2 protein-coding genes and 1 pseudogene are annotated in these 2,703 nt (G+C 29.6%); all 3 read left to right on the forward strand.

The genetic code is table 11. The annotated features are described in order from the left end of the window. The first annotated feature begins 1,040 nt into the window (after positions 1-1,040). On the forward strand, positions 1,041-1,529 hold the full coding sequence (locus tag KVT34_RS29285) for a hypothetical protein (RefSeq protein ID WP_217563193.1): 489 nt from the start codon (positions 1,041-1,043) through the stop codon (positions 1,527-1,529). A gap of 33 nt (positions 1,530-1,562) precedes the next feature. Further along, the gene (locus tag KVT34_RS29290; RefSeq protein ID WP_217563194.1) at positions 1,563-2,006 is read left to right on the forward strand and encodes a hypothetical protein; all 444 of its coding nucleotides are present in this window, start codon (positions 1,563-1,565) and stop codon (positions 2,004-2,006) included. A gap of 129 nt (positions 2,007-2,135) precedes the next feature. Then, positions 2,136-2,703: pseudogene (locus KVT34_RS29295) on the forward strand (hypothetical protein); the annotation flags it as partial.

Genomic DNA, 2,703 nt, shown 5'->3' on the forward strand with positions numbered 1-2,703 from the left:
CATAAGGTGTACATTTTGGGACGGGTAAGGTTATTTTCAATATTATTTATAAATGAGACAAACTAACCAAACAAAAAGGATCTATTTTGATTAATTTTCCAAAATAGACCCTTTTTTATATTAGTGAATGTTAATCTTTATTCTGTTTTTCAATTTCTTTCAATAATTGAACTAGCAACTCTTGGTTTTTCTGATTGAAGTCTCTAATGCTCTTTAAATCTTTTGCTATTATAGGTAAATAATAAATGCAAAACACTAAAATTGTTATATAAAACAAGCCGTATAAAACTATACCTATCAAAGAACTGCCCCTTTTCTAATGGATGTTAAGTGGAAAAATCTTCTTGGGATATAGTATAAAAGGCCAAAGCTTTTAAAAGCCTTGACCTTTTATATTATATTTTATAATGAAAATTCAAACTACTCAACTTATTCAACAATCCAACCATTCGTTAAGTAGTTTCCATTAGCTCTAATTTTAGTATCAAAACGACCTTCTACTTTTCTTTGGAGTTTTTGGGGTTTTAAATCCATAAATATAGTAGATAGTTGAATTAGCTGAAATGAAAAAGAACTAGAAATTCCTTATCACAAGTAGACAAGAACAATCTTGTGCCTTTTAAAATGTTAAATATCCCCTTTTTGTTTTAATTCAACATAGAATTTAGTTTCAATGATTTTGAAAGTGATCTTACAAGGGTTTGATCATTAAATAACAAAAAAATTTAACATAAAGTTTAACCGATGGGGTTATCTTCATAAGGTAACGACTCTATTATAGTATAAGGTAATTTTTGATAGGTTTTGAAAGATGATATATGGGGAGTGCAATGAAATATTCGTATAATGTAATTTAATTATATCGAAATAGTACTTAATCAAAGAAACAACATTTGTTTTTTAAAAATATAATAATCGTTAAAATAATTTATAATAATCTTTAAATAAAATTACAATAATTTACAAAAAAACTATTGTTTGTATGATTGTTTTTTTATAAGATTCATACAGGTACCTAATATTCTTAATGGAGGTTAACAATGAAGAAAAAAATCATACCAGTTTTATTGTCGTCAACATTTGCTTTAGGACTTATTACATTTGCTCCATCTAGTCAGGCATCAGCTAATGTAGGTGTTAGCCCTGTAGTACATGATAATGAAAAATTACCATCTAAAACATTTTCACCACTTCCATTAGATTCAAAGATTACAAATTATGCTGCAGGACCACATTATTCTGCTAAATCAGGTCAGTATGCTTTGGGAGGTACTTGGTCTACATCGGATTCATATACAAGTAGTAGTAAATCTAAAAGAAAATCAATTGACCGTATTTATGCTAAAACGAAACATTATGTAGATGGCGGAAGTGTAGGTAGTAAAGCAGATGATCAATATAATGCTTCACATGCAGGTGCTGAAGTCAATAAAGGAGCATGGTATATAGGGGATGATGAAGTATATGGTGAACACATCTTTGCAAATAAGGGCTATCAAACTTGGAAAACAGAAACTTATGGAAGTTAAAAAAACAAATTTATTGCTGAGAGGAGCAAAATTATGAAAAAAACAATTTCTGCTTTATCAATGATTGCTTTATTTTCACTTCCTATCCATTCATTTGCTCAAGAAAAAGAAATGGTTTCGGATAAAAAAGTTCCTGAAATTGTATATGATGTGGAGAGAAAAGCATTAAAAACTTTTTCGCCAGCATTATTAAATCCGAATAATAAAGTTAAAAGTAGTGGCGCGCATTATGTTGCATATTCAGATTTCACTCAGACGGGTGGAGCAAGTTCGGTCTCTGATGCTTATACAAATAATAAAAAGACCAAGAAAAAAACAATAAATTATATTTATGCAAAAACAAAGGGTTATGTCAATGGGATTTATAAAGATAGTGCAACAGATACTCAATACAATTCTTCCCATGCAGGGGCGGAAGTATTTTATAGTAATAAATTTTGGGATGATGGTGAGGCTTTCGGGACACATGAATTTTGATTAGATGGTTTCCAGACTTGGAATACCGAAACTTACGGAACTTGATATAACAATATGTTCTCATGAGCAAATTAGAATATGTTTCTAATTTGCTTTTCATATTTATAAAGTTTATTTAGGAGTGAGCCGATGAATCCAAACAGACTAGTGTATATACTATTATTATCAATATTATTATTGTTGTTTAGTGGCTGCACAAAAGAAACTGAGAAGAAGCAAGAGACACAAACGAATAATCAGCCGAAAATTTCATTAGATAGTACTAATTTTAAGTCAACTATTGCTAGTACGTTAAATCGAGATAAATTACCTTTCGCTGAAACTGGCGGGATTAATTTAGGGATATATAATCAAAATGGGGAAATTGAGAAAGATTTCAACTTTAATATAGAAGAAAGTCAGAGCCTTAAAAAATTTATTTCTTTAGGGAATTTGATCAAAACTGAAAGGGTTTACAAAATGTTGTTACTTGTTGATTATAAACAAAGTGATTTTAAAGTTGATGATAGAGAGTTAGCGAAAGACTTCACTTTTCAAGTAGGTGCGGGAGAATCAGTAGAAATTCCTATAGAAATTCCACCATTACCAAAAGGACTACATGATATTATTTTTGTTATTGCTAAATTCCCTGATAAAAAAGTATTAGATGAAGAGTTTTGGAAACAAACGGATTCCTCCAATCTTCTATTTGTTAGAT

Origin of the sequence: Paenibacillus sp. GbtcB18 (genome assembly GCF_019091125.1) — a bacterium.
Classification (GTDB): domain Bacteria; phylum Bacillota; class Bacilli; order Paenibacillales; family NBRC-103111; genus Paenibacillus_F; species Paenibacillus_F chitinolyticus.

Bases quoted from the DNA above. Each gene is read 5' to 3' on its own strand.
- KVT34_RS29285 (WP_217563193.1), top strand. From the start codon at position 1,041: ATGAAGAAAAAAATCATACCAGTTTTATTGTCGTCAACATTTGCTTTA.
- KVT34_RS29290 (WP_217563194.1), top strand. From the start codon at position 1,563: ATGAAAAAAACAATTTCTGCTTTATCAATGATTGCTTTATTTTCACTT.